The organism is Synechococcus sp. PCC 7336, assembly GCF_000332275.1.
Lineage (GTDB): Bacteria > Cyanobacteriota > Cyanobacteriia > Thermostichales > PCC-7336 > PCC-7336.
The window spans coordinates 2,010,627-2,032,829 of the sequence record NZ_CM001776.1 but is presented as its reverse complement, the minus strand read 5'-3'; the positions used below and the strand labels follow the sequence as shown (position 1 = coordinate 2,032,829).

General features: G+C 54.6%; 18 protein-coding genes and 3 pseudogenes. 7 read left to right on the top strand and 14 right to left on the bottom strand.

Annotation, left to right across the window (positions count from 1 at the left end; all coding sequences use genetic code 11):
• Positions 1-17: 17 nt before the first annotated feature.
• From SYN7336_RS09710 to SYN7336_RS30755, 3 genes are all read right to left on the bottom strand, one after another.
• A complete protein-coding gene (locus SYN7336_RS09710) occupies positions 18-701 on the bottom strand; it encodes a GvpL/GvpF family gas vesicle protein (protein WP_083885694.1) in 684 nt (227 codons plus the stop codon).
• 139 nt (positions 702-840) lie between these two features.
• Positions 841-1,767: a homogentisate phytyltransferase gene (locus SYN7336_RS09705; protein ID WP_017325744.1), complete on the bottom strand. Its 927-nt coding sequence runs from the start codon at positions 1,765-1,767 to the stop codon at positions 841-843.
• 3 nt (positions 1,768-1,770) lie between these two features.
• Positions 1,771-1,911, bottom strand: a complete 141-nt coding sequence (locus SYN7336_RS30755; protein ID WP_156820098.1) for a hypothetical protein — start codon at positions 1,909-1,911, stop codon at positions 1,771-1,773.
• A gap of 209 nt (positions 1,912-2,120) precedes the next feature.
• Between SYN7336_RS30755 and SYN7336_RS25220 the strand changes: the two genes are divergently transcribed.
• Positions 2,121-3,632, top strand: a complete 1,512-nt coding sequence (locus SYN7336_RS25220) for an iron uptake porin (RefSeq protein WP_017325743.1) — start codon at positions 2,121-2,123, stop codon at positions 3,630-3,632.
• A gap of 198 nt (positions 3,633-3,830) precedes the next feature.
• On the opposite strand, the gene SYN7336_RS09695 is transcribed toward SYN7336_RS25220, so the two are convergent.
• The gene (locus tag SYN7336_RS09695; RefSeq protein ID WP_083885692.1) at positions 3,831-4,418 is read right to left on the bottom strand and encodes a P-loop NTPase family protein; all 588 of its coding nucleotides are present in this window, start codon (positions 4,416-4,418) and stop codon (positions 3,831-3,833) included.
• 408 nt (positions 4,419-4,826) lie between these two features.
• On the opposite strand from SYN7336_RS09695, the gene dprA reads away from it, so the two are divergent.
• Both dprA and tatA read left to right on the top strand, forming a co-directional pair.
• Positions 4,827-5,987 carry a DNA-processing protein DprA gene (gene dprA / locus SYN7336_RS09690; protein ID WP_017325741.1) on the top strand — a complete coding sequence of 387 codons (1,161 nt, stop codon included), beginning with the start codon at positions 4,827-4,829 and terminating at the stop codon, positions 5,985-5,987.
• A gap of 89 nt (positions 5,988-6,076) precedes the next feature.
• Positions 6,077-6,271 (top strand): twin-arginine translocase TatA/TatE family subunit, encoded by a 195-nt coding sequence (tatA, locus tag SYN7336_RS09685; RefSeq protein WP_017325740.1) that lies wholly within the window; start codon positions 6,077-6,079, stop codon positions 6,269-6,271.
• 148 nt (positions 6,272-6,419) lie between these two features.
• Here the strand turns inward: tatA and psaM are convergent, their stop codons facing one another.
• Positions 6,420-6,518: a photosystem I reaction center subunit XII gene (gene psaM, locus SYN7336_RS28805; protein ID WP_156820097.1), complete on the bottom strand. Its 99-nt coding sequence runs from the start codon at positions 6,516-6,518 to the stop codon at positions 6,420-6,422.
• 266 nt (positions 6,519-6,784) lie between these two features.
• On the opposite strand from psaM, the gene glyA reads away from it, so the two are divergent.
• Together glyA and SYN7336_RS09670 are read left to right on the top strand one after the other, a co-directional pair.
• The gene (gene glyA, locus SYN7336_RS09675; RefSeq protein ID WP_017325738.1) at positions 6,785-8,113 is read left to right on the top strand and encodes a serine hydroxymethyltransferase; all 1,329 of its coding nucleotides are present in this window, start codon (positions 6,785-6,787) and stop codon (positions 8,111-8,113) included.
• Positions 8,114-8,119: 6 nt separating this feature from the next.
• Entirely contained in the window at positions 8,120-9,316 is a 1,197-nt protein-coding gene (locus tag SYN7336_RS09670) for an MraY family glycosyltransferase (RefSeq protein WP_017325737.1), read from the top strand.
• Here SYN7336_RS09670 and SYN7336_RS09665 read toward each other — a convergent pair.
• The 4 genes from SYN7336_RS09665 to SYN7336_RS09650 are packed head-to-tail and all read right to left on the bottom strand — an operon-like array spanning position 9,313 to position 15,956.
• Positions 9,313-9,819, bottom strand: coding sequence for a hypothetical protein (locus tag SYN7336_RS09665; protein ID WP_017325736.1), 507 nt, complete (start codon positions 9,817-9,819; stop codon positions 9,313-9,315). The two genes, SYN7336_RS09670 and SYN7336_RS09665, sit on opposite strands and share 4 nt — an antisense overlap.
• Positions 9,820-9,861: 42 nt before the next feature.
• Complete coding sequence (locus SYN7336_RS09660; protein ID WP_020480085.1) at positions 9,862-15,147, bottom strand: hypothetical protein; 5,286 nt, start codon at positions 15,145-15,147, stop codon at positions 9,862-9,864.
• Between the two features lie 21 nt (positions 15,148-15,168).
• On the bottom strand, positions 15,169-15,690 hold the full coding sequence (locus SYN7336_RS09655) for a phage tail protein (RefSeq protein WP_026100857.1): 522 nt from the start codon (positions 15,688-15,690) through the stop codon (positions 15,169-15,171).
• Positions 15,690-15,956 carry a hypothetical protein gene (locus SYN7336_RS09650; RefSeq protein ID WP_017325734.1) on the bottom strand — a complete coding sequence of 89 codons (267 nt, stop codon included), beginning with the start codon at positions 15,954-15,956 and terminating at the stop codon, positions 15,690-15,692. Before SYN7336_RS09650 ends, SYN7336_RS09655 begins: the two co-directional genes overlap by 1 nt.
• Positions 15,957-16,232: 276 nt before the next feature.
• Here SYN7336_RS09650 and SYN7336_RS32970 point away from each other — a divergent pair.
• Positions 16,233-16,307: pseudogene (locus SYN7336_RS32970) on the top strand (Fic family protein); the annotation flags it as partial.
• Between the two features lie 407 nt (positions 16,308-16,714).
• On the opposite strand, the pseudogene SYN7336_RS28800 reads toward SYN7336_RS32970, so the two are convergent.
• Positions 16,715-16,926, bottom strand: a pseudogene (locus SYN7336_RS28800) (element excision factor XisH family protein).
• A gap of 126 nt (positions 16,927-17,052) precedes the next feature.
• Here SYN7336_RS28800 and SYN7336_RS09640 point away from each other — a divergent pair.
• Complete coding sequence (locus SYN7336_RS09640; protein ID WP_083885690.1) at positions 17,053-18,402, top strand: DNA methyltransferase; 1,350 nt, start codon at positions 17,053-17,055, stop codon at positions 18,400-18,402.
• A 1-nt stretch (position 18,403) separates the two neighbouring features.
• On the opposite strand, the pseudogene SYN7336_RS28795 reads toward SYN7336_RS09640, so the two are convergent.
• From SYN7336_RS28795 to SYN7336_RS30750, 4 genes and pseudogenes are all read right to left on the bottom strand, one after another.
• Positions 18,404-18,877: pseudogene (locus SYN7336_RS28795) on the bottom strand (Eco29kI family restriction endonuclease); the annotation flags it as partial.
• Positions 18,878-19,352: 475 nt separating this feature from the next.
• A complete protein-coding gene (locus SYN7336_RS09635; protein WP_026100856.1) occupies positions 19,353-20,906 on the bottom strand; it encodes a bifunctional aminoglycoside phosphotransferase/ATP-binding protein in 1,554 nt (517 codons plus the stop codon).
• Between the two features lie 371 nt (positions 20,907-21,277).
• A complete protein-coding gene (locus SYN7336_RS09625) occupies positions 21,278-21,523 on the bottom strand; it encodes a hypothetical protein (RefSeq protein WP_156820096.1) in 246 nt (81 codons plus the stop codon).
• A 201-nt stretch (positions 21,524-21,724) separates the two neighbouring features.
• A complete protein-coding gene (locus tag SYN7336_RS30750) occupies positions 21,725-21,877 on the bottom strand; it encodes a hypothetical protein (protein WP_017325727.1) in 153 nt (50 codons plus the stop codon).
• Between the last annotated feature and the right edge of the window lie 326 nt (positions 21,878-22,203).

Sequence of the window (22,203 nt, the reverse complement as noted above, 5' to 3'; positions counted from 1 at the left end):
CGCAGGGGCGAGCGAGCTCAAACAAAGTGATAGGGCGGCAGCGGTTCTCCCAACTCCAACTGCCAATTGCGCAACTGCGATCGCCAGCGGATCACCTGCTCTTCTAGCTCCCAAACCTGTCCTCGCTGCACCAACACATAAGCCCGCTCGATCTTGCCCTGTCGTTGGGCCACCAAGCGAGGATAGTTCCGAGCAATCTGTGCCAAAATACTTTGCTTCTCCACTTCCCGCTGGCAGAACTGAGCTTCCGACCCAACCGCCGCAGACTCGGCATCGGAACGATCGCCATTGTTCTCTTCGATGCGTTCGGCTGGTTGCAACTGACGGGGGGTCAACTTACAGCAATATTCCACGCAATTGGCCAGCCGCTCCAACTTATCGAGATAGCGTTGCTGGTGTTGCTGCAAGTGGCCCAATAACTTTTGCCGCGACTGAAACACAGTTCCGAACTGCAGGGGCAATAGGGGCACTTGGGCAAACACCGCGCACATGACGCGATCGTGTACCACGGCGGCCTGCAACAGTCGAGCATCGTTCTGCCGCACCTGCCCGAACTCTAAATCTGGCTCTGTCAGTGCCGCCATCCCAGCTTGCCGCACTAATTCCAGTCGCCCCTCGATGCCATTGGGCAACTGCAGCGTCAACTCTGGAGCCTGCAAAAACGCATAGGTATACATTGACTGCCCAGACTCGACATCCATAATTGCGAAATTACGACTACCCTAAAGAATCTGCTCCCACCCATGGGGTTCGATCGCGGATTTAGCAACCAAACGTTAAACAAACCTCGGCCAGCGTGAGCTTTTGCAACAAATCCGCTCCCTCTCGCGCCACAGTCACCTAACTCTTCAACAAATGGGCCGCCGGAAACAGGAGGTATTCGAGATAGAACAGCTTCCAAATGAGCTGGTAGTAGCGATACATTTCTTGTCGTTCCCAAGAGGGCAAGCGCCAGCGATACCACCACAGCACTGCTAAAGCTCCCCCGTGCCCCAGAACTAACAGGCTGCGATTCACCTCTGGCAGCCACCATCCGGCGATCGCCATCAGGCCATAAGCTGCCGTCAGCAATCCCAAACAGAGGTGAAAGGTCCATTTCGCGCCAAATCGCAGCGAGAACGTGGCAATGTGAAAGCAATAATCTCCCTCCATATCGGGAATGTCTTTGAACAAGGCGATCGCCAGCGTAAACACCAGCACGAAAGCCACTAAGGCCCATACCTGTGGCGAGAGCTGCGCTTGCGAGCCGCCCATGGCCCGAAAGTATAGGTATAGACCCACATTCACCACAATCCCCCGCACGGTGTAGATACACAGAGCCGCCAAAAACGGGAACCGCTTGAGCCGAATCGGAGGCAAGGAATAGGCCGTCCCGATCGCATTGCTCAGCAGCACCGTTGCGAACAGAAACCTTTGCTGGTGGGCGGAGACCGCCAAACTGAATGCCCCCAGCACCGCTACAATCCAGCATCCCTGCCCCCAACTGAGTTGGCCCGAGGCAAGTGGCAAATAGGGCTTGTTGATGCGGTCGATCTCGACGTCAATCAGTTGATTGAGGCCGACGATGTAGATATTGGCACAGAGACAGGCGAGCAGCGCGATCGCCAACCCCGGCAGCAGTTCCCACCACGCTTGCCAGCGCTCTAATGCCAGCAGGTACAACCCCACCAAACTGGCCGTCGTGCCGTAGATCGTGTGCGGGCGCGAAAAGCGCCACGTGGCCGAGACTTTATCGCCAACGGCAGATATCCAACTTGCTGCGTTCATGTTTTATCTAGGAAATACCTCAGTGATTTGCCATCGGTCGCGGGCTTGGAGTCGGTTGTACTGTGGATTGCGAGGGATGGCCACAATCGGCGATCGCGGCTGGCGCGAACCCTCTCCAAACAATAGTTTGCGGGGAAATGGCATGGAATTGGGCCGAACGACCTCGAGGCACCTGAGTTCGATAGCTCTGCATTGCCCTCACCCCCGACCCCTCTCCCCTCTCCCCTCGCGAAGGAATGCCGTATTGTAAGGAACTTTTGCATATGTGTTTTGCAAGACATGCATTAGGAATCTACGATCGCTATCTTGTAGGAAATTGCGACATTGCAATTTGATAACGTGAGGAGTTTTCCATGAAATTGAGTCAGTCTCTATGGTTAGCTGGAGCAGCAATGGGTGCTGCCTTGGCGATCGCCCCTGGCGAAGCTGTAGCCCAAACCACACAACAGCCCCAGCAGTTCGCTCAAGTCACCTCTGTCTCGCAACTATCTGACGTACAGCCTACCGATTGGTGGTTCTCTGCTTTGCAATCTTTGGTGGAGCGCTATGGCTGTATTGCGGGTTACCCCGACGGAACCTATCGCGGCAACCGCGCTCTCACTCGCGGAGAGTTTGCCGCTGGATTGAATGCTTGTCTGGACCGCATCAACGAATTGATTGCGGCGGGCTTGGCCGATAAAGTTTCCCGCGAAGACCTGGCCACCGTTCAGCGCCTACAAGAGGAGTTTGCGGCTGAATTGGCTGCTCTATCCGGTCGAGTGGATGCTCTAGAAGCGAAAACTGCCGAGCTAGAAGCAAATCCTCTGGGGCTGAATGCTGTCACCAGCCGACTTTCGGTTGAAGTCAAAACCGGTATTTTTGCCGCGAGCGACCCCATCGATAGTGAAAACAACGCGATCCTGCCTTACCGCATTCGTCTGAACTTCGATACCTCCTTCACGGGCGAAGATCGCTTTCGCATCCGCCTGCAGGCTCGCGAGAACTCTGCCTTCATTGGCGACCCCGTCGGCCTCGGGCAAGGGGAAAGCTCGGGTGCTGGCTCCGATGTCAACGATGACGTCGATATTGACGATACCTTCTACGAGTTTCCCCTCTTTAACGGTCGCGTTACGGGTCTGTTCGGTCTAGTTAGTGTCGAACCTTCTCGGTTATTTATCTTAGATAATGTTCTGTCCGGCGGTATTTCCGACCTTGCCGAAATGGACGAGCACTTGACCCACAACACCTTAGTTGACAGCACTGCTTTAGGCTTTAGCTGGGAAGCCATTGAAGATCTACTCTTCATCTCCTACGGTTACGGTGCTGACGATGCGTCGGAATCCACTTTGGGCAACGGCCTTTTTGCTGGCGAATCCGTTCACGTCGTTGAAGTGGGTTTCACCCCCGTTGACTCCTTGACCCTCGTGGCGGCTTATGCCAACTATGCCGCAGGCCAGGGAGACGATCCCGGTCCTGGAACTCCTATCAACGACATTCCCGGCGATGCGCAGGCCGCTACGTTTGGGGTTAATTGGGAAATCACCCCACGCATTGTCTTCCAGGGCTACTACACCCGTGGCTTCTTTTCTGAAGACGCAGTCGACGATACCAATGACTTTATTGCTGGATTTGCCTTCTCTGACTACTTCATTGAAGGGTCCAACGGCGGTATCTTAGTGGGCAGCCCCGATTCTCTCGCGGTGAGTCAAAGCTTCGATCTCGACGGCGAAGACTTAGACGAGTTCCCCATTCAGATTGAAGCCTGGTATGGATTCCCCGTTACCAATAACATCACCATCACTCCCGGTGTTTACTACATCACCAACATCAACAACGATGGGGATGACATTATTGTCGGCGGTGTTGAAACCACCTTCAGATTCTAATTGAACTGAATTTTCATTCACTACCCAACGAGAGACTCGCGAGTCTCTCGTTTTTTGGCAGGGTTCAAACACCTCAGCGATAGGTTTGGTATGGGTTTAAGGCGTTCGGAAGTCCCCCACTGGTGGGGGATTTAGGGGGCCGAGTGCAATGCATGAAAACTCCAGATCTCAACTTGAATTTGGTTTATCTATAAAATTCTAGGAAACATCGCGCAACTGGGTAATTTGTTGAGCAATATCGAGCAAAGATTCGGGCATTTCTGGGCCGGTAATGGCCACATCCATTGAGGGGGGGCGATGCTCCAACAAATCGAGCACCTCTGATTCAGCAATCAGTCCTAACTTGATGGCCAACCCCAGCTCGTCTAGCACCACCAATCCGTACTCGCCACTCTGAATTGCATCCTGCGTAAATTGCCAGAGGCGATCGAGGGCAACCTTCTCATCGGGTTCTAGATGGGGGGTATCGATACAGCGATCGATGCCGCAACGCAACCATTTCAAGTTACTGCCCAACTGCATGGGGCGATCGGGACCGCGATCGATGCCGCCCTTGAGCAACTGTACGACGAGTACCGGAGTGCCCTGTCCGGCAACCCGCATAGCTTGGGCAATCACGGTGGTAAAGAAGCTGCGATGGGGATTGATAAACAGGTGCAAGGCCCCACGGATGAGATAACTCACCGAGCCATGGCTGCGGGAGGAAGGAGAGACTTCAAGTGTTGGAGAGACTTCAAGTGTTGGAGAGATTTCAAGTGTCGGAGAGACTTCAAGTTGAGGAACCATGCGGAGACCTAATACAGATAGTGGCCTGTCACTGAGATGACTCTACTAAAACACCACTGATGCCGATCCGTCAATCGGAGGGTAGGGGGGGTGTCAAGCTGTTGTTGCGGGTGGGATTGGGCGGCTCAAACGGCGCTTGCTCGTTACAAAAAGTATAGAAAATTTTCAATTGCCACCGCTGATTTCGACGATAGTTTGTACCCATTAAAGACGGCTATATTCCAAAGGCTTAAACCAATGTTTTTCTAAAGCCTAGCCCTACGGTCTGAGGGCAGGGAAAAAGGGTAGTCGTGGGGGACGATCGCCATTCGAACCACAGTTGGCAGAAATTACAGCGGTGCAAGTTGGCAATCTAAAGCAATGCTCTCGCTGGGGACTCTCTCAGCTTGCCGTTGCTGAGAAACATTTTTGCTTGTTCGACCCACCACCGCTCGATCGCCCGCCGTCAGCCTCGGCCCTCGCCCCCCTCTGACCGATCGCCCCTATTGGCTGACCTGGCCCCAAGTCAAAGGCATCGGCCCCAGCCGCATCAAACAGTTATTTTTGCAGTTCGGCTCACTCGAAGCCGCTTGGGCCAGTCGGGCCAGCGATCTGTTGGCCGTGGAAGGCATTGGCCTGACCGTTGCAGACGCGATCGCCACTGGTCGCGATCGCATCGACCCAGCACAGATGGCCGAGACCCTCCAACACCCACTCTCCCACCCAGACATCCGAGTCCTCACCCCTGCCGATGCCGCCTACCCGTCCATGCTGTGGGAAATTCCAGACCCACCGCCGATTCTGTACGCTTGGGGCGATCGCTGGCAGTGGTCCCCTGCCATTGCGATCGTGGGAACGCGATCGCCTTCCTCTTACGGTCAGCGCTGGGCCACAAAGCTGGGGGCAGCTCTGGCAGAGGCTGGGTTCGCTATCGTGTCGGGGATGGCGGCTGGCATCGATGGGGCCGCCCATCGCGGTGCCTTGAATGTGGGGGGGACAACTCTAGCTATCTTGGGGACGGGCGTCGATATTCACTATCCTGCCAAACATCAATCTCTGGCTCGGGAGATCCGACAGCACGGGCTTTTGGTCAGCGAATATCCCTGCGGTACGGAACCAGCGAGGGCTCACTTTCCCCGGCGCAATCGAATTGTGGCAGCCCTCTGTCAAGCCACGCTGACGATCGAAGCCCCAGCGCGATCGGGGGCATTGATTACGGCGCGACTGGCCAACGACTACAACCGGGACGTGTTTGCCCTGCCGGGAAATTTGGACTGCCCCCAAGCGCGAGGCTGTCTGGAGTTAATCGATCGCGGTGCAGGCATCATTCTCGGCGTGTCGGAGTTGCTGGACGCCTTGGGCGCCCCGATCGCCCCCGATCGCCCCGCAGTCCCACAGCCCTCTCCCCCACCCCTCAGCGGCACAGAACTCGCAATTTGGACTGCCTTAGACGAGATCTTATCCTTCGACCAACTGGCGATTCGCACTCAACTGGACGCCAGCACCCTATCCAGTACATTGTTGATGATGGAACTCTCGGGCGTCGTCGAACAACTGCCGGGGATGCGCTATGGTCGAGCCACACAATAGCACCACCCCAATTTCGCGAGGGGGGCATGTTACGCTGAGGGTCATCGAATGGGACAATCGTGCCAATTGAGGCGCTAAGGGAGGAATGCATGAGTATCTTCGGTATGGGAGTGCCCGAACTCGCTATCATCGGCATCATTGCAGTCGTGGTCTTCGGCCCTAAGAAACTCCCCGAACTGGGCAGTTCGATCGGCAAGGCATTGAAAGGGTTTAAGGACGAGATGAATACGTCCACAGACGCGGGCAAGAGCGAGCCAAAGCCCGAGGGCGGCGAAGCAGAATAAGGTGGTTGCTCCACAGAAACCGCAGTAGCTCGGCAATCGCCCCGAGGGCATTGGCGACTAGAACGAACAAAAACCTGCACTCGCGAACAGCAGGTGCAGGTAAAAGATGTATGTATTTGAGAGATGACTGGGGCGATCGCTCGGCAGACTAGCCTTCAGCCAAAGAGCTCCCCAACAGCACAGCGAAGACAGCGGGGACTAGAGCGTGAAATAGAATGAAAAAGATTTGGCTTTCGCTTAGGGCCATAACGAACCTCAAGGTTTTGTTAAAATCATTCACTACGATACCGCAGCAATCGAACTAGGAATCGGGCTGTGACCCACATTGCTAGAGAACTTTACATCTCGCAAGACATCTCTCGCACGAACAGGCTAAAACCAGGCATATCGCTTGCGAACGCGAAGACCGCTACCCTCTCTCACTCAGCCAATCTAACGCCAAAAAAGGTATCGCAGAATACCGCAGATTCGTGTTAAGATTGCGGCGCTTTCATCGCATCTCGGGGAATTGCTGTGGCCGCACATACGAACCTAGACTTTCTCGCCGATACCGATCCAGAAGTTTATGGCATTCTGTTTTCTGAATTGGAGCGGCAGCGCGATTGCCTCGAAATGATCGCCAGCGAAAACTTCACCTCTGCAGCGGTGATGGCAGCGCAAGGTTCTGTCCTGACTAATAAATATGCCGAAGGGTTACCCGGTAAGCGCTACTACGGCGGCTGCGAGCAGGTCGATCGCACCGAACAACTGGCGATCGATCGGGCCAAGCAACTGTTCGGGGCCGAGATGGCCAACGTCCAGCCCCACTCGGGAGCCCAGGCCAACTTCGCCGTCTTCCTCGCCCTGCTGCAACCGGGAGACACCATCATGGGCATGGAACTGTCCCACGGCGGCCACCTCACCCACGGTTCCCCCGTCAATGTCTCGGGCAAATGGTTCAATGTCGTCCATTACGGCGTCAACCCCGAAACCGAACGCCTCGACTTCGAACAAATTCGCAACCTCGCTCTAGAGCACAAGCCTAAAATCATCATCTGCGGCTACTCCGCCTACCCCCGCACCATCGACTTCCAAGCCTTCCGCGACGTGGCTGACGAGGTGGGCTGCTACCTGATGGCCGATATCGCCCACATCGCCGGGTTAGTCGCCAGCGGCCACCATCCCAACCCCGTGCCGCTGTGCGATGTGGTCACCACCACCACCCACAAAACCCTGCGCGGCCCTCGCGGCGGTCTCATCCTGACCCGCGACGCCGATCTGGGCAAGCAATTCAACAAAGCCGTCTTCCCCGGCAGTCAAGGGGGGCCGCTAGAGCATGTCATTGCCGCTAAAGCCGTCGCGTTTGGCGAAGCCCTGCAACCCGAGTTCAAAGACTATTCCGGGCAGGTGATTGCCAATGCTCGGGCCTTGGCAGGGCGGTTGCAGGCGCGCGGCATCAAGCCAGTCTCTGGCGGTACAGACAATCACTTAGTCTTACTCGACCTGCGCTCTGTGACCGCCTATCTGACCGAACGAGGGACTGTCTCCGATCCTCGCATGACTGGCAAACGGGCTGATGCGCTGATGGAAAAAATCCACATTACCGCCAACAAAAACACAGTGCCGTTCGATCCCGAATCCCCCTTTGTGGCCAGTGGCTTGCGCCTCGGCTCGCCCGCCCTCACCACCCGAGGCTTGAAAGAAGCCGAGTTCGAGCGCATTGCCGACCTGATTGCGGATTCTTTGCAGAGTCCTGAGGATGAAAATGTGCTAGCCTACTGCCGTCAGCAGGTGGCCGACTTGTGCGAAACATTTCCCCTCTACCCCCACCTGACTGCCACTGCTGCTGCTGCCCTCGTCTGAGCTGATATGGCCTATCTGGTCGCCTTTCTGGCTGCCGCCTGTGTAGTATTGTGGACTACACCCACTGTGAAAGCTGTCGGGCTGCGCAGTGGCCGGTTCGACCTTCCTGCCGATCGCAAGGTCCACAATCGCCCTATGGTTCGCCTGGGGGGAGTTTCTATCTTTTTGGGCACGATTGTCTCCCTCCTGCTCGTATGGCGGACAGGGGAATTTGGCTACATGCCCACCGAAAAGGAATACGAGTTGTGGGGGGTCACCGTTGGGGGGCTGCTCTTTTTCTTTATTGGCTTGGCGGATGACCTGTTTCAACTGCCAGCCAGCCTGCGCTTGGTGTTGCAGGCAGCGGTCGCCACCGCCGCTTGGAAGGTGGGAGTCAGCATTGAATTTATTACGCTACCGTTCGTCGGCACGGTCGATTTGCCCGATCCCGTCAGTTGGACGGTGACGGTGTTGTGGTTGGTGGGGTTGGCCAATGCCATCAACTGGATGGATGGTTTAGACGGCTTAGCCGCAGGTGTATCGGGAATTGCTGCGGTAATTTTGCTGATTGTGACGCTGCTGTCGGGTCAGACGGGGGCCGCGATGATTGCATCAGCGCTGGCGGGGGGATCGTTGGGGTTCTTGCGCTATAATTTTCGGCCCGCTCAGATTTTTATGGGGGATGGCGGGGCTTACTTCCTCGGATTTTCGCTGGCGGGGATTGGCGTAATCGGCGTGGCAAAAGGCTTGACGACACTGGCCATTTTGCTGCCATTTTGCATTCTTGCGGTGCCCATCATCGATATGTCCACAGTGATTTTCAGTCGTCTCTGCCAGGGTAAGTCGCCGTTTTTAGCTGACAATCGCCACCTGCATCACCGCCTCATGCACGCAGGCGTACCCCACCGCCTCACGGTCTTGTTTATCTACTCTCTGACGCTGTGGATGGGAAGTTTGGCACTGGTGATGACGGGGTTGCCCTCAGGCGGGACTTATTTGGCCGGTGCGTCAGTCATTGTTGTTGTCGCGACGTGGGAAGTGTGGAAACGCTCTCGTCGTCTGTCTGCGGCACGTCGCCAGCGCTTGCCGAGACAGCCCCAGACAGAGAATGGCGCGGCACTGGGCCAGCCGAGTGAGGCTGAGAATGGGGCTGAAAATGGCCTTCCCCATCAGGTTGCGAGCGAGGCACCTACAAGTGAGGTGGAGCGAGGGCGCGATCGCTAGCGAGAACTGGCCGAGCGCTCTGCTGGGCTGGGATTACCGCTGCTCGTGCTGGGGGGAGGATCCCATTCGTCGATTTGTTGGAGACTGAGATCGACCACGGCTCTCACGGGCGTACCGTCCGGGAGAAATAGCGTCAATTTATAGCTGAGGCTTTGGACAAAACAGCGCAAGTATTCGCGATCGCCCCAAGCAAATAGATAAATGGGCGGACGGCGCTCGCTAGCGCTTTTGAATTCCAATGCATCTTGGAGTTTGCTAATGTACTCGCTCATGACATCCTTGCCGGTTTCGTAGGTGTCGAACAGGATGTTGCTGATGCTGAGACTGTAGGGATTGAAGTAGCCAAAGCTGACTTTGGGGGTGCCGTCGTCGGTGCGCGCGCCGCTGGAAGAGTTGATCTGCATCGAGCGGCTGAAACTCAGTTCGGAGGGGTTGAACATGAATGTAATGGTGGTACCGCCACTTTCGGCAGTGAGTTCGGCTTTGGCAGGATAGGCAGGCATATTGGTGTCCTCAACGCAGTAGGGATGGGATGGCTCTCGGGGCTACCAAGGTAGGCGACCTGCCGAGCCTCCCTGACGCTCTCGCTCGATCGCCAATCGCTGTTTTAGCAGTGGATAAATGGTGCGGGCGAGGATGTCAATGTGTTGGTTCAGTTGCCGAGCTTTGGCTTCACCCGTCGCATCTGACTGAAGTGTTATAGGAGCCGAGGGGGGTGGACTCAGGCCGTTCGGCGACTCCGATCGAGCTTGAACGATCGGTGGATCGGGGGATCGAGAGAGCGCTCGGGAGTTTGGAGGAGGCTGTGGAGGAGTGGTTCCTGCAGAAAATAAGTCTTCTAGGCTGGACCATTGTTGGGGAACTGCTGAGGCTGATTGGGGGGGCAAATTGGCAGCTTTGCTCAATTGCAATGTTGGCGCGGATGGGGCTGGCAGACGAGGTCGATCGCCTGACAAAGAGAGGGACTCTAATTGCCGAGAGGGGCGATCGCGGCGCTGGGCAATCGGGGCTGGAGCGGGCGATCGCGTCGGCACCACTGGAGTATATGCGGGGATAGATGGGCGATCGCGATTGGCTGGGGGCGTTGGGGTGGGGGTAGAGGAGGAGGAGGACTGAGGGAGATCGTCTGGTTCGGCGATCGCACGGGCGATGAGAGGCTGTGAGGTTACTAGGGGCTTCAGGATACTCAGCCGTTGGAGTACGCGGGGCAGGGGTGGAATCTGTGACTGAGTAGCGCTCGCATCAGCGGTGGATTGGGAGAGAGGGGTAGATGCTGGTGAGAGTTGTGGAGCGGACAGAGTTGACGCAACCGGCTGGGATTGGCGGGTTGAAGGGTGAGGGCTCTCAGTTTGGGGATCGGGGTGGGGCGATCGCTGGATCGGTTGTGAATGGGGGGCAGCAGCCCGATCGATGGGATGTGGCAATGGGGTGGATGACTTGCGAAGGGGATCGGATGGCAAGGCGGTCGCTGAGTCGCTGACTGAGGGGTCTGGCTGGGGATTGGCTAGATCGGTGGGCTGCCCTGAAGACGAATGCTGGATGCTGTCTGGGAGAATGCTGGTGGCTGGACTGACGGGGCTTGGCGGTGGGGGAATTGCGCTGTCGCGATCGTTGGAGACTGAATCTGGAGCGGGGGTTGTGGAACGATCGCGATCGTCCCTTTGAGACCGCTCTGAAGGGGGGGATGCGGTGAGGGCTGAGGGGCGATCGGGGGGGGAAATCGGCGATCTCTCGATCGTTTCAGAGGAACGGTTGCGGCTAAGGGTTACCCCTTCACTCTCAGTTGGGGCCAGTTGCCGTTGAATGGGGGTGGCTGATGCGGTCGAGGTATCTGCATGGGTTTGCAGTTGGGGTGTTTCGGGTGGGGGGGAAACGCGATCGCTTTTCTCCGGCAAATCAACTGTCGGGCTTGGCAATGGGGCTAAAGCGCTGCTGGGAACATTGGCATTATCAGATGATTGGGAAGACTCGGATGGGTCAGTAGAGCCTTGGCGCTGAATGGTTTCAGAAGTAGAGACTGTCGGTGAGTTTGTAGATTCAGTAGTCTCTGGAGCAGGGAGTTCGGTTGGAGAGAGCGGGCGATCGCCTCCCTCCGGCAAATCAACTGTCGGGCGATACGTTTCGGGTGCAGTGCTGCTGGGAACATCGGCACGATCGGGTGATTGGGGGGACTCAGATGGGCTTGTAAAGTCTTGGCGTTGAATGGTTTCTGAGAGGGAAGGTGAACCTGCCGAAGCAGTCACCTCTGGAGTGGGGAAGTCGGTTGGGGTAAGAGGGCGATCGCCCCCCTCCGGTAAATCAACTGTCGGGCGGTATGCTTCTGAAGTGCTGCTGGGAACATCGGCATTGTCAGGCAGTTGAGGGGACTCGGGTGAGCCTGTAAAGTCTTGACGCTGAATAGTTTCTGAGCTGGAAGGTGAATCTGCCGAAACATTTACTTCTGGAGTGGGGAAGTCGGTTGGGGCGAGAGGACGATCGCCTCCTGTCGGCAAATCAACTGTCGGGCGGTACGCTTCGGGTGAAGTGCTGTCGGGAACATCGGCACGATCGGGCGATTGGGAAGACTCGGATGGGCTTGTAAAGTCTTGGCGTTGAATGGTTTCTGAGCTGGAAGGTGAATCTGCCGAAACATTTACTTCTGGATTGGGGGAGTTGTTTGGGGCAAGAGGGCGATCGCCTCTCTCCGACAAATCCACTGTCGGGTTGTACGGTTCGGATGCAGCGCTGCCGGGAACATCGGTATTGTCTGGCGATTGGAGAGGTTCGGATGGGTCCGTCGAGTCTTGTCGTTGAATGGTTTCTGAGGTGGTAGCTATGGGTGAGTCTGCTGCTGCCACCTCTGGAGTGGGGAAGTCGGTTGGGGCAAGAGGGCGATCGCCTCCCTCCGGTAAATCAACTGTCGGGCGGTACGCTTCTGAAGTACTGCCGGGAACATCGGCATTGTCAGGCAGTTGAGGGGACTCGGGTGGGCCTGTAAAGTCTTGGCGTTGAATGGTTTCTGAGCTAGAAGGTGAATCTGACGAAGCAGTCACCTCTGGATTGGGATTGTAGTCGGTTGGGGCAAGAGGGCGATCGCCTCCCCCCGGTAAATCAACTGTCGGGCGGTATGCTTCTGAAGTACTGCCGGGAACATCGGCATTGTCAGGCAGTTGAGGGGACTCGGGTGGGCCTGTAAAGTCTTGGCGTTGAATGGTTTCTGAGCTGGAAGGTGAATCTGACGAAGCAGTCACCTCTGGAATGGGGTAGTCGGTTGGGGCAAGAGGGCGATCGCTTCCTCCCGGCAAATCAACTTTCGGGCGATACGCTTCGGGTGAACTGCTACCGGGAACATCGGCACGATCGGGTGATTGGGGGGACTCAGATGGGCTTGTAAAGTCTTGGCGTTGAATGGTTTCTGAGAGGGAAGGTGAATCTGCCGAAGTAGTCACCTCTGGAATGGGGTAGTCGGTTGGGGCAAGAGGGCGATCGCTTCCTCCTGGCAAATCAACTGTCGGGAGGTACGCTTCGGGTGCAGTGCTGTCGGGAACATCGGCACGATCGGGCGATTGAGGGGACTCGGGTGGGCCTGTAAAGTCTTGGCGTTGAATGGTTTCTGAGCTGGAGGGTGAATCTGCCGCAGCAGTCACCTCTGGAGTGGGGAAGTCGGTTGGGGCAAGAGGGCGATCGCCTCCTGCTTCTACATCGCTAATCGCTCTGGTCTGTGCAGATGAAGAACTGTCGATCGCCTCGGAAATAACCGGCGATTGAGGGGGTGTTCTAGATAGCTCGGGAGCCGATTGGCGTTGAACGATCTCGGGAGTGGAAACTGCGGCTGTCTCTAAAGATTCAGCACCCCGGGCAGAGGGAGATTCGATTGGGGGGAGAGGGTACTCTCCAGCCTCTGCAGCGATCGCGCGATCGCTCTGGGTCAGAGAACTGCTGGGTAGATCGGTGTTGTCTGCCGATGGGGGAAGTGTTGTGGGTGGCTCGGCAGATTGTCGTTGAACGAGTTCGGGAGTAGCAGTGACTGAATCTTGGAATTTAGCGACCTGAGGGGCGAGATTTTCGGACTGGGATAAGGGGCGATCGCCGCTCTCTCGCGAGGAAACCGTTGGGCTGGACGGCTCAGTTGTCAGGCTGTCGGCTCGGTCGGAGTCCGGCAATGGGGAAGACGCGGCGGATAGTTCAGTAGAGTTTTGACGTTGAATGGTGCCGAACTCGGGAGCGGCAGGGGGATCTACCGACACAGATGTTTCTGAAGCGGAACTCTGAATCTGGGGAGTTGTCCGATCCCCTGTTTCTCCACTGGGAACGGGCGACTGGTCTATTGAAAAACTGCTCCTGCCCCCTGCCTCAGTCCGGCTCGTGTCATCAGGTATCGGAGCCGCCTGAATAGAGGGATCTGAGGAGACGCCCAACCCTGCTTCCACAGCCTTGGCGAGCGGATCGGGTTGTGCGGTTGAGTCGCGACTGGGCTGAAGCACTGTCGGAGGGATAACCTCGGACGGACCAAGGGCAACCTCTCCAAGCTCAGTTTCGCGAAGGGAGTCTGGGGCAGGTGCGGAGCGTTGGAGAGGTTCGGCGATCGCAGAGGAACCCTCTGTTGGGAAGCTCTCGGTCGAAGTTGCAGGTGCGTTACTGGCAGAGGGAGCGAGCGGGGGAGTCGCCGTATCGGATGAGTCGCCGTCCTGTGTCGGCACGAGTGCTGGCGGATGAGGGGACAGGGGACTAGAGGCAGGCTGCCGTTGCACCACTGTCGAGGGATCGGCTTGGGAGGGACGAGAACTCGGGGGGAGCTGGGTGGAGGGAGCGGAGCGTTCGGGGGGTGGCGCGGAGTCGCGGGGGAAGGAGGAGGAGGTTTCTAACTGGGCAGACCAGGTGCTGGAAGGGCTGCTTGGAGTTGCTTCTGCAGAGGGATCGGAGGTAGATAGATCTTCGGTTCGGTTCGCTGTTGCTATATCTGCATCCATGGGGGGTGCAGTTGTGGGAGAGTTGCCGGGGGGACTTTGGCTGCCGCTCGCATCGGGCGATCGCTGTAGGGTTTCAGTCGAGAGGGCTTCAGGCTGGGGAGAGCTGGGAAAGCGATCGCCTGTCGAGCTTACAGGAGGCGAGCTGGCGGCAGCACTGGGCGTTACTTGTTCGGTAGTGTCAGAGATCGCGACTGAAGTCTCTGAAGAACCCAGCTTGGCTTGCAGCGGCAATTGGGATTCGCCCATCCGCTGGGGAGAAAAGGGTTGGCTAGAACTTGGCTCGATGGGAGTCTGTTGGCTGGCAGGAGAGGATTCTCCAACCATCTCGGACCGTTGCAAAACCTCCCGAGATCGCTCTGAGGCGGTAGAGGGGGATTGACTGGGTGAAAGCGGGGAAGTGGGCTCGACTGAGGCAGAGGGTTGAGGCGATCGCCCCTGAAGAGGAGCAGACGATTCGCGGGCTGGCGGAGGGGAGGAACTCTGTGGGGGGCTAGATGGCGTGAGCTCGGAGCCAGGAGCAGGTGTAGCAGAGGATCGTTGGAGGGCTGGAGGGCTTTCTGCGCTGGAACTGGGGCGATTCTGTTGTGGAACCCTTGCGCGATCGCTAACAGTGACTTCGGCTCGAACGGAATCTGTGGGGGTGGCTGCGATGGGAGGCGGAGGTGGGGGAACAGGCGATCGCTCGGAGGGTAGCGCAGAACTGCTCGCCAAATCGGGATCGAGGATGGCTAACTGAATCGTGCCGAGCGGTTTTAGCAGGAGTGCCGCCGTGCGATCTCCCAACGGTCTGGGCGGTAGCAGTGGGTTATTGAGGCCCAAGGGTTCCTGTAACGCCCAATCTGGCGGTAGGCGATCGCCTGCATTTGGAGGTGGAGAAGCCATAAGCGAATCGCTGCAAACACACTAGGTACTGAAATAGCCAGACGAAGGTCGTTGCGCATTGAGTACCTCCGCCCCACCTCCGCCAGAGTCTTTCACCACCGTCAAACCCTCGTAGGCCAGCGTTAATTCCTCAATTGCCACCCCCGACGAATCCGCCGTCAAACTGGGGGCCGACCACCCCACTGGCACCGCCCCGATCAGCGTCCAACACTGCATCGTTTCCCCCGCCTGATTGAACGTCAGAATATTGACGTTACGCCGCAACTGCGACACCGCTGTATTCGCTTTGCGAGTCTTTAACAGGGCCGCAATCCAGTCGTAAAAGGTCAAATCATTGGTTAAACCGCGCTTGAGGGTGACGTCACTAAATTCCGTGGGTCCAATAATTACCCGCTGCTGGTCGTTCACGCCCCCCTCTTGATGGGTTTCCTTCTTCACCGTCATCCCCAAGCCGGAGCATTCTGTGAACGAAGCCGCCAAGTTCTGCTCGATTTCGACATAAAACCGATTGGACATGACGTAATTGACATGCTCGTCCGCCACTAGAAACCCCTCCCGTAGCCCCGACTGCGTTCCTGTTGCAAGCGAAAATCTTCGCGCATGAGGTCGTAGACGCGATCGCTCAACTGCTGTGTCAACATCGGATCGCTGCCGATCGCTTCAGCGAGCTCGCTCAAAGTCTCCAAGTCGGCAGAGTCTTTGACGCGATCGGCGATCGCATCAACCGCCGATTGACCCATCCCCCCTAAGGGATAGCCATTATCCCCAGCCGCCTCGCGCAGAGCCCGACTCAGATCGGCATCGACCATTGCTCGCCCTCATTTGCCCACAGCCTAAAGATCCGGCGATCGAAGTGACAGTAGCTAAAAGTCGAATGTACTGATTGAGCTAGCGAAATGATGGAGCCTTGCTGGCTGGATATTCGCGATATTTGTGCCATACACGGTGAAGTCCTGGCTGAATCGGGAGGAGAGCCTGGAAGCTTAAATGAGGGTGCTATCGAGTCAACTTTGAATAAGCCTAGAAATCTATATCACTATGTGGATGGTGTGACGCTCTATGACTTGGCAGCCTCCTAAGACTACAGGCTTATCAAAAACCATTGCTTTGTTGACGGTAACAAGAGAATTTCCCTGATTGCTAAACCTCATCCATGTTGAGACCTGGAGTTTTCAGGCATTGCACTCAGCCCCCTAAATCCCCCACCAGTGGGGGACTTGTGAGAGTCTGTTGGCTTCGTTCTACAACTTGAATAACCGCGATTGGCCGGTTCGTCTTCCCAGTCTCCAAACCCCAGCTAGCACTGTCGTCAAGTCCCCCAGAATGGGGGATTTAGGGGGCGAATGCAGTGGTTAACAGCGTTAGTGAGGGGGACTAAAAGGTGCCTCATTAAAACTACAGGTTTCTGACTAGACTTGGTTTACCTATACATTTTTGTTGGTTAATGGAATTGAGCTTACGCTTTCAGAAGTTAATGCAGCAAGCCTTTTCTTGGGCCTAGCTTCTAGCACGAAAATGCAAGAAGTAGAAATGAATAGAATGATTTGGATGCAGGTGCGGTAACGATCTAGTGGGTCCATGTCATGATTTCCTCGGCGATCGGGTCGTAGACAATGAGTTTGAGCTGGTGGCGTTCGATGGCAACTTTGGCGAAGCGGCTTTGAAATAAAGAGCTTGTAGGCGTCGAGGGGACGGCTAGATAAAGCTGGCGGTCGACTTCTTTGACTCCTAGCAAAAGTCGGTAGTTGAGGAATTGAGGGCGGTGTGAAAGTCGCTAATGGGCGACGAGCCGATCGAGCTTTTAATCTCGACGGCAATTTTCTCATTCCCTCGCTCGGCAAAGTCAAGCAATTTGCTTTACATTGAGTGTAACCGAATCAAACTAACCATCCCCTGACAGTCTAAATGCAATTACCATTACCACTGCTAGAATTGCCAGAAATGTTGAAAGTAGAAGACAAAGCAACTTTCAGCGATCCTAGCTTTGCGAGTAACAAATTATTGCCAGTCCATCGGTGGGTACCCTGGATTGCAGGTTTTTCTAGCAATTTTGTTAGAGAGATTTTAGAACAAAAGCTTTCTGAGCCTGGAACCGTCCTCGATCCTTTTGCAGGAGTAGGTACAACCCTGGTTGAAGCTGCTCTCGCGGGGCATGACGTCGTTGGCTTCGAGATTAACCCATACGCGGCCTTAGCATCTCGTATTAAACTCAATGCCCATAAGTTGAGTTCTAAAACAATTACAGAAGAGACGGTTAGACTGAGGAAGTTCTATAGCCGCACGATACCAAATGGCTATTCGCCCAAGAGTGAGTTCCCCATTGGATTTAAAACCCGCAAAATCTTTTACAGTCCAACGGTTTTGCGAAAAGTCCTGACAATCCAGGATTTCATTGAAAAGCTTAACAATCGACAGGTTCAAGAGGTCTTTAAACTTGCCTTTGCTTCAACCATGATTCATTACTCAAACTATTCTTACGAACCAAGCCTAGGTACTCGAAGCGCAGCAGGCAAGAGTGATATTGAGGATTTCCCAGTCATAAACATTATTGCCGAAAAACTAGAAACCATTGCTTTGGATATAGGTTGGTTGGGGGAGCGCGCAATGGCAGTCTCTAGTAAATGTCAAATTATTAACGCCTCGTTTTTTGACTGCCAGAATCATATTGAAGCAGCCTCAGTCGATCTGGCTATCACGTCTCCTCCTTATTTGAACAATTATCATTATATTCGAAATACTCGTCCACACCTCTACTGGCTTGGTTTTGCAAAAGAACCGAAGGACACTAAATATCTAGAGCATCAAAATTTTGGGAAGTACTGGCAAACTGTGCGAGCGTTAGACAATGTAAATTTAGACTTTCCAAATCCGCCTGTAGAGTTGGTGGAACAAATTTCCTGTCTGCGTACACTCAATATAGAACGAGGCATCTACGGTGGTAATGGCTGGGCTAATTATGCGGCTGCATATTTCAACGATTGTTATAAATTTGCAAAGTACTTGGAATATGCCTTAAAGAAAAATAGTTCTGCTTTTGTGGTTCTAGGTAACAGCATTTTGCAAGGAGTCATGATTCCGACAGATCGGTACTTTGGACAAATTGCCAAAGCTGTAGGATTGGAATTGGTGAATATCCATATCCCACGATCGGCTCGTGTTGGAAATAGTATTATTAAGTCAGATGTACGAGTTGTAAAAGCCCAAAAATCACATTGTTTATATGAATCAGTAGTTGAATTGAAAAAACATGCTTAAATCAGACAATTTTAGAAATTATTTCCTCCAAAGAAGGAGCAAGACCAGTCAAACGTCTTACCCAAGAACGACCGGGATGTAGCACATCCCATTCAGACTTTGCCTGATTGTAACGACCAGAACCGGGATCGTGATTGCCAAAACCATCAATTACTGTATTCCAAAGCGGCATAGAACGCCGAATTAATTCTGCCTCAATGGTGCTAATCAGATTGCTTTCATCATTCTCAAGAATTATAAATTGACACATAAAGTCACCAATATCTAAATTTTGAGCTTGCTGAATGCTACGACTATGCTCTTTTAGGCGATTGTAAAGTGCGGCGGAGCTTGCTTGTATCTTTCGAGCTTTTCTCCAACCTGGAGGTACTGCTTTGCCTACGTAAATCGGTTGCTGATAACTTTCTGCATTGGCTGCTTTCTGTCCTGCGTAATACTGAAAATCACCAAGATAATACAAAGCATAAACTCCAGTATCATTGAAACGAAACCTCGTCCATGTCGAGACCTGGAGTTTTTTGGAGAGGCGTGCAAGACTCCGGAGTGGCCCTCACCCCCGGCCCCTCTCCCAATTCTGGGAGAGGGGAGAAATAACCTGAAATGCTTACTGGGCTTGGCTCCCCTGCCCCCAAAATTGGGGGTAGGGGTTGGGGGAAGGGGGCCGAAGCCTCACACGAGAACCGATCTCCATCTGCTGAACCGGCACCTGAAAAAGACTACGAGTCTCTAACTAGACATGGTTGAGTTGTAGATGGTAGAGGATAAACGGGCGTTCGATTTAAGAAGTTGATAGCATTGCCAATGATTTTCTTAAAGGCAGGCGAGCGAAAAATATGGGCTTTTCGCTCAAAAGAAGACGTCATGGCACAATTCGGCGTAGGGGGAAATTTGCTCGAAAGCTAGCTTTCAATCTTACATGCCCCAGCGATTTCGAACCAGAGGACAAATCCCTAACTCAATTTCTCTAGCTGTGCGGTCATATCGCCATCGGTACGAATGACAACTGCACTAGCTTTTTCTGCCTCTGAGAGCGGTTCGAAAGCCTCGATCTGACGCTCCAAAATATCGACTGTCGCGTCGGCAATATCTCCCTGCCGCGCCTTCAACCAGGTGCGAATCGTCTCGATAGGGGCTTCGCAAGAGACAATTTTGAGGGGAATATTGTGCTCTCGGGCAGCAGCGATCGCCGTTTGGCGCAGGGCTTGCCGATCGTATTTGGCATCCAAAATTGCAGGATAGCCCTCTTCAGCTAGCAAAATGCCGAGTTCGAGCAGGCGATCGTAGGTTTTCGCCGTCATTTCGGGCGTATAGATACCGCTGCCGTAGTCACCCTCACTGCCCCGCTCCTGCAGGGGAATGCCAGCTAGATGCTTGCGTACAGCATCGGAGCGGATGTGGACGGCGTCAAACTTTTGGGCGATCGCCCGCGCCACCGTACTTTTTCCCGACCCCGACAGACCGGACATTAAGAACAGGCGACCCGTGCGAGGCTGCAGGCATTCGCAGGCTAAGCGATAGTACTGGGCTGCGGTCTGCTCGGCCTCCGCCCGCTTGTCGGCAGACACATTGGGATCGTCGAGCAAAAAGGAGGTCACTTTGGCTCGCACGTAGGATTGGCGACTGACATAGAGGGGCAACACCTGCAAGCCTTCGTAATCGCCCGTCTGTTCGATGTACTCGTTAACAAACAGAGCGCTTAACCCCGATCGCCCTCGCACTTGCAAATCCATCACGATGTAGGCGATGTCGTACATCACATCCACAAAGCGGAAGGGCTCGTTGAATTCAATGCAGTCAAACAGAGAAAACCGATTGTTCCAGTAGCAGATGTTGTTTAAGTGCAAATCTCCGTGGCATTCGCGAATTTTGTTGTCTCGCACCCGCCGATGCAAAAGGTCGGCTCGGTCGGCAAAAAAGCGATCGGTGGCGGTACGGGTGGCCTCCCACTGCTCGCGAGTTTGAGGACCGCCGATGTAGCGTTCGGTTTGTTCGTAGTTTTCGTCGAAGGCGGCTCTAATGTTGGCGACCGAGCCAAATTCGCGGATGTAGTCGCTGGTGTCCAGTTGGGCGTGGAAGCGGGCGATGCGTTGGGCGAGCTGGCGGATAAGTGCGGGGGTGAGTTCGCCGCGATCGAGCAGTTCCGGCAGCAGGGTCTCTTGAGGAAACTGCCGCATCTGGAGCACGTATTCAACCGGTTGCCCCCGACCGCCGAGTTCGAAGGTGCCGTCAGTTTCGGAGATCGCCAGCACGTCCAAGTACAGTTCAGCTGCCCCCCGTTGGTTGAGGCGCAATTCCGCTTGACAGTAAAACTCCCGCTTTTCCAGGGTGGTGTAGTTGAGAAAGCCGAAGTCGAGGGGCTTCTTAACCTTGTAGGCGAACTCTCCGGTGAGGAATACGTAGGATATGTGAGTTTGAATCAGCTGAATGGGGTCTGCCACTGGATGGGGATAGAAGTCCGGCAGCAGCATCTGTTGAATCAGCGGGGGCAGGGTTGCATCAGTCATATGCAAGAGCACTCGGGCGGCAAAGCGTTCAGCATTCGTAGAGTACTGCCATCGCTGTCGCAACTCAACTCAGCCCGCCTCAATCGTCTGTCTCAGTTGTAGAAGTATCGGGACTGCTGCGATCGCCGATTAGGGCATTCATGGCGATCGCCTCCTCTCGGTCAAAAACCATAGAAAAAGCCCCCGGGAGTCTTGCCGTGTTTCGACCCCGAGGACTTTTCTGTTTCACTCCTCACCTGTAGTCATTTGTACTCTTTTCGAGGCGGCGATGTCAACCCCGAAAAGGCTTTAAAAGGTAAATAAAACATTAAGAGCGCTGGCAAGGGGGAAGCTCGCTGTTGCGGTGGGGAGGCCTAATGGGCGATCGCCCATTAGGCGGCGACAAGCAATTTGCGGTTGGTGCTGACGGTGCGGATGGCTTCGCAGAGCATCAGGCAGTCGGTGGTCGGTCGCACTGATTTTTTCATGAGAGCGTCAATCAAATCGTTGACAGCCTCCCAATCAGCCTCGTTCAGGGAAGTATTGCGCATTAAGTCGCTGAGCTGGCGCTCTTGGCTGGGAACTAAGCGATGCGTTGCGAGAATGCGATTGACAATGGGGCGGATCGCGCTGTTCATCTCCATCACTCCACAAAAGTGCAATTGGACTCGGGCAGACGCTCGTTTGCTCGCCCACCTTTAGTGAACCGTTTCCAACTAAGCCTTTCCTAGGGGGCTGCGAAGAATGGGGGGAGAATCTCCCCGAGGTTGCCCTCACGATGCTTTCAGCCTTTTTTCAGTATCTGAGAATACCGATCGCCCTCGATGTTTTGATAGGCATCAACGATCTGCTACCTCAGATCGGACGAGTGAGGTTTCATCGAGTAAGGTTTCATCGAGTAAGGTTTCATCGAGTAAGGTTTCATCGAGTAAGGTTTCATCGAGTAAGGTTTCATATAGTCGGTGGCGTGCGTCTAGAAAAGTGTAGGTCATCGACTTGCAAACCGCTCTATAGGGATTCCAGGGCAGTCTGAATTGAGAAAAGTAACAACTCCACTGGCCCTGACTTCTCACCTGATGCCGACTTATGCCAAGAACTGTCTGCTGGCACTTGAAGGCTATAGAAGAGGCTCGATTTGTGACAATTAATTTACAGGCAAGAGATAGGATTTATTAAAAAAATTAGTATTTTATGCTTGCTTACTCTTTGTCAATACGTGCTTACACTGAATCTTGATTCAGGTGTGGGAGCTCTTGCCTAAAATCTTTGCTGGTAAGGATTTCAGGTAATTTTTGTGCTTCTTTCTGTCTTTCTAGGA

Excerpts from the sequence above, each read along its gene's own strand:
- tatA (WP_017325740.1), top strand. The coding sequence starts at position 6,077 with ATGAGTATCTTCGGTATGGGAGTGCCCGAACTCGCTATCATCGGCATC.
- SYN7336_RS09695 (WP_083885692.1), bottom strand. The coding sequence starts at position 4,418 with ATGGTTCCTCAACTTGAAGTCTCTCCGACACTTGAAATCTCTCCAACA.
- SYN7336_RS30750 (WP_017325727.1), bottom strand. The coding sequence starts at position 21,877 with ATGACCTACACTTTTCTAGACGCACGCCACCGACTATATGAAACCTTA.
- SYN7336_RS09660 (WP_020480085.1), bottom strand. The coding sequence starts at position 15,147 with ATGGCTTCTCCACCTCCAAATGCAGGCGATCGCCTACCGCCAGATTGG.
- SYN7336_RS09710 (WP_083885694.1), bottom strand. The coding sequence starts at position 701 with ATGGATGTCGAGTCTGGGCAGTCAATGTATACCTATGCGTTTTTGCAG.
- SYN7336_RS09635 (WP_026100856.1), bottom strand. The coding sequence starts at position 20,906 with ATGACTGATGCAACCCTGCCCCCGCTGATTCAACAGATGCTGCTGCCG.
- SYN7336_RS09705 (WP_017325744.1), bottom strand. The coding sequence starts at position 1,767 with ATGAACGCAGCAAGTTGGATATCTGCCGTTGGCGATAAAGTCTCGGCC.
- SYN7336_RS25220 (WP_017325743.1), top strand. The coding sequence starts at position 2,121 with ATGAAATTGAGTCAGTCTCTATGGTTAGCTGGAGCAGCAATGGGTGCT.
- psaM (WP_156820097.1), bottom strand. The coding sequence starts at position 6,518 with ATGGCCCTAAGCGAAAGCCAAATCTTTTTCATTCTATTTCACGCTCTA.
- SYN7336_RS09625 (WP_156820096.1), bottom strand. The coding sequence starts at position 21,523 with ATGAACAGCGCGATCCGCCCCATTGTCAATCGCATTCTCGCAACGCAT.
- SYN7336_RS09665 (WP_017325736.1), bottom strand. The coding sequence starts at position 9,819 with ATGCCTGCCTATCCTGCCAAAGCCGAACTCACTGCCGAAAGTGGCGGT.
- SYN7336_RS09650 (WP_017325734.1), bottom strand. The coding sequence starts at position 15,956 with ATGGTCGATGCCGATCTGAGTCGGGCTCTGCGCGAGGCGGCTGGGGAT.
- SYN7336_RS09640 (WP_083885690.1), top strand. The coding sequence starts at position 17,053 with ATGCAATTACCATTACCACTGCTAGAATTGCCAGAAATGTTGAAAGTA.
- SYN7336_RS30755 (WP_156820098.1), bottom strand. The coding sequence starts at position 1,911 with ATGCCATTTCCCCGCAAACTATTGTTTGGAGAGGGTTCGCGCCAGCCG.
- SYN7336_RS09670 (WP_017325737.1), top strand. The coding sequence starts at position 8,120 with ATGGCCTATCTGGTCGCCTTTCTGGCTGCCGCCTGTGTAGTATTGTGG.